We start from the raw sequence: 3,364 nt of genomic DNA on the forward strand, positions 1-3,364 counted from the left end.
CACTACCTGATTGCGGATCTGGTCAGGGATACGGTTCCATTGACTTCTGGTCTTTCTATCGTTGGGGCCAGCCCATCGTAACCGCTTTCCTTGTACCTGCCATACCAATTATAAAAAGTCCAAAAAACAGGTAGAAGCTTTTATCAACGGTTATAACGAGCATGTAAACGATGAGTTCGATGGCTTAGTTCCAGCACAGATGCACACGCTGTTATATGATACATTTGGTGAGCGAAGTATTTTAAAGCTCAAAAAACTCTCGGAAACACAATATGGCACTGTTCCCATATTGAACCAGGTAAAATATTTGGCCAATAGTATTCTGAACAAAAAAGAGGTCACGCTTACCAAAACGGGTGCCCTGCCGACTAAAATTGTTTTTGATGTATACGAAAATGGTGGGTTAAAAGAAGAGCATATTGAACAGGGATATGTAAAACTAAGAAAGGAAGCAGATTCTATTTCCGTACAACTATCCAATATTCTTTTACAGCTTACGGGCATCGTCAAAAAGAGAAGCAATAAGCTGAGCATCACCAAAAAAGGGATTTCGCTTATAAATGACAACGACAGATTACTGCCATTACTTATTAAAACCTTTTGTACCAAATTCAACTGGGCCTACTTTGATAGATATAAAGATGAAAAATGGGGGCAGGTAGGCTTTGGATTTTCTCTGGTATTGTTGAGTAGGTATGGTGGCATTAGGCGAAAGGATACTTTTTATGCTGAGAAATATTATACCGCTTTTCCAAGATTATTGGACTTACATCCCTATAACAGGTATGTTGAGAGCAGTGCCTTTGGTGCCTATGGACTTAGAACATTTAAAAAAATTTTGACTGTTTTCGGGCTTGTCGATTATGAAAGGACAGACTTACTTGGACCCCACCACGTTGTAAAGACAGAATTGTTTGATGCTCTTATTGAATTGAAAATATAAGCAAGTTCTATTTTGTGTGATACCTTAAGACAGGTATACTATCTATGCTCTAGTTTAGATCATTACTAAAACGCAAATAAAATGCAATTAAATTGTAGTTAAATTTCAAGCTTGATCTAGTCTTTCATTTTTTGCAATTCATCCAAATAGTAATCTAAATCTTCCTCATCGATTAGATTATCATCGTCTTCAGCTTCTTTGATACGCTCAGCAATAATTCGTTGCCGCTCTTTATCAAATTCTTCTTTGCTTACTACCTTGCCATAGTTGTAATACGCTGCACCCATACCTTAAATATACCACGAATCATTTTGAATTATCAAACCAAAAGAAATTATCACCCTCTTATCATTGTTCTTTTTGCTAGCGGAATGCTATCCCTTCAAGAATTAAATGAAATTCCTAGAACCACAAAATACAATTGGCGACAGTTTAATCATAATAGCTACTATGGGCATCATTTAGTAGAAAGTTACATCAAACAGTTTGATGATATCAAAGATGTCTTTCAAAGTAAGTTTACAGCTAGAGCTATCAAAACCATTTTGAAAACTAGACGGGGGTTTTACAATATGCTTGGTGAATTAGCCTATCATAAAAATTTATTGAAACGGCATGCCAACAGCATTGTAACTTCTATTGAAGATATGGCAGAGTTTTCAAGAGTAACTATAACAAAAGCTTGTAAGTTCTATGGTATTTCTAAAGACTGGTATTACGCTCAGAAAAGAAAGATCGTTTGCAAAACAAGTCTGTTTAAAAAATGTTATCGTCAATACCCAAATCAATTGACCTTAAAGGAGGTTGTTGATATTGAACATCTAGTAAAGCAAACTGAAAACTTTAAGAAACCAATAACTACTATTTATTATAATGCTATACGAAAAGGCCTAATTAATTGTGGTATCACTACCTTTAGAAAATATGCTAATGCACTTGGGTATATAAAATCAAAACCATCTCGAGCCAAAGCCAAAAAAGGATTTAAAGCATCTTATGTTTTTGAGTGGTTGCATATTGATATTACCAATGTACAGACCATCAAAGATGGCATACAGAAAGTAGCTTTTGTAAAAGATAATTTTTCGTCAGGACTTTTACATTATAAATCTACTTCTGAAAAAACAGGAAGCTTATTTATTAAACAACTTCTAAAAGAGACCTTCGAGAAGTACAATCTTTATAACCGCACAAAAGATATTCATATCCTTTCCGATGGTGGATCCGAAAATAAAGGTGAAGTACTCTCTTGGGTAAAGCATATCAATGCACCACCTGTTGTTAAAAAGATAACAGCAATGACAGAGGAATTCCCGTTCTCCAATGCCATGTCCGAGATTACCCATAGTATCTACAAATCTGAGTTTATGGGTGGTAAACCATCCGAAGATAAAGCATCACACATAAAAAGTCTAGATGCCTTTATGGAATATTACAATCATTATCGCTATCCTTGCAGATTGTATGGTAAAACACCTATGGAAATTATTAGTGGTCAAAAGATCGATAAGTTGTTATTTTCTGATACGCTTAAAAAAGCTAAAGCCAATAGACTAGAAGTTAATGGAAACTTTAATAAGTGTATGGTCAAAATCGGATGTAAAAGATCACAATGATTCAAATCCTAATTCTCAAAATCAATTTTCAATAATTCAGAGAGATTTAAAAAACAGTAAGACAGTTTAAAAAACTGCCTTAACTCTAACTTCCTTTATATCAATACTGTTCCAACTTTAGAACACTTTTATCGCGGTTTTAACGATTAGTGCCGGCCTTTCCTTACCAAGTTTGTGATATTACCGTTTTTGTCGTAGACAACGGCTTCAAGACTTTAGTGGCTACTGACTGAAGATGTACCGTTGATGATCCTGTTCAGCGCATCGTAGCTGTACCTGTACCAGCGCAGAACATTATCGTTTGCGGTCTTCCACTCGGTCTCGGCGATATTGCCGTTGTAAAGCTCTGTACCTCCATGATCCTGTGTGTTGTAGTTGATCCCAAAGGCAAAGAGATCCTTATCTAGATCCGAGATATCATTAATAGCCCTTAACCAACCTCTTACATTATAGTTATAGTCCACATCCTGTAATCTATCGGTTGCATTTTGTTTGCCCCCAACCCCTTTGTTGGTGAGCTGTCCCAGGTCGTCATAGCTATTAGAAGCAATGACCTCGTAGAGCGGTGCATGGGCAAATTTATTTCTGTGCTCCAAAACACGGTTGGCGTGGTCATAGGTATACAGGTCTATAAAATCTAGGGTCGTCCCAGAGCGTTCCTTAGAACTTGTGGTCTCGGTGACCCTTCCATCGAAAGTGAGCTGGCTCTTTACCCTGTCCTCGGTGTCCAAGTATGCGTTTTTGGAATACACATAGACGGGCCTCGATTTTTTGTCGTAATAGGTGACCGTGGTGATCCAATCGT

General features: G+C 36.9%; 3 protein-coding genes and 1 pseudogene. 2 read left to right on the forward strand and 2 right to left on the reverse strand.

Features of this window, described 5'->3' with window-relative positions:
* Nucleotides 1-61: 61 nt before the first annotated feature.
* On the forward strand, nt 62-943 hold the full coding sequence (locus KCG49_RS16235; protein ID WP_218548008.1) for a hypothetical protein: 882 nt from the start codon (nt 62-64) through the stop codon (nt 941-943).
* Nucleotides 944-1,059: 116 nt separating this feature from the next.
* On the opposite strand, the gene KCG49_RS16240 is transcribed toward KCG49_RS16235, so the two are convergent.
* On the reverse strand, nt 1,060-1,230 hold the full coding sequence (locus KCG49_RS16240) for a hypothetical protein (protein WP_218548009.1): 171 nt from the start codon (nt 1,228-1,230) through the stop codon (nt 1,060-1,062).
* Between the two features lie 24 nt (nt 1,231-1,254).
* Between KCG49_RS16240 and KCG49_RS16245 the strand changes: the two genes are divergently transcribed.
* The gene (locus KCG49_RS16245; protein WP_218548010.1) at nt 1,255-2,559 is read left to right on the forward strand and encodes a hypothetical protein; all 1,305 of its coding nucleotides are present in this window, start codon (nt 1,255-1,257) and stop codon (nt 2,557-2,559) included.
* Nucleotides 2,560-2,774: 215 nt separating this feature from the next.
* Here the strand turns inward: KCG49_RS16245 and KCG49_RS16250 are convergent.
* Nucleotides 2,775-3,364, reverse strand: a pseudogene (locus KCG49_RS16250) (hypothetical protein); the annotation flags it as partial.

Origin of the sequence: Winogradskyella luteola, from assembly GCF_019203985.1 — a bacterium.
Lineage (GTDB): Bacteria > Bacteroidota > Bacteroidia > Flavobacteriales > Flavobacteriaceae > Winogradskyella > Winogradskyella luteola.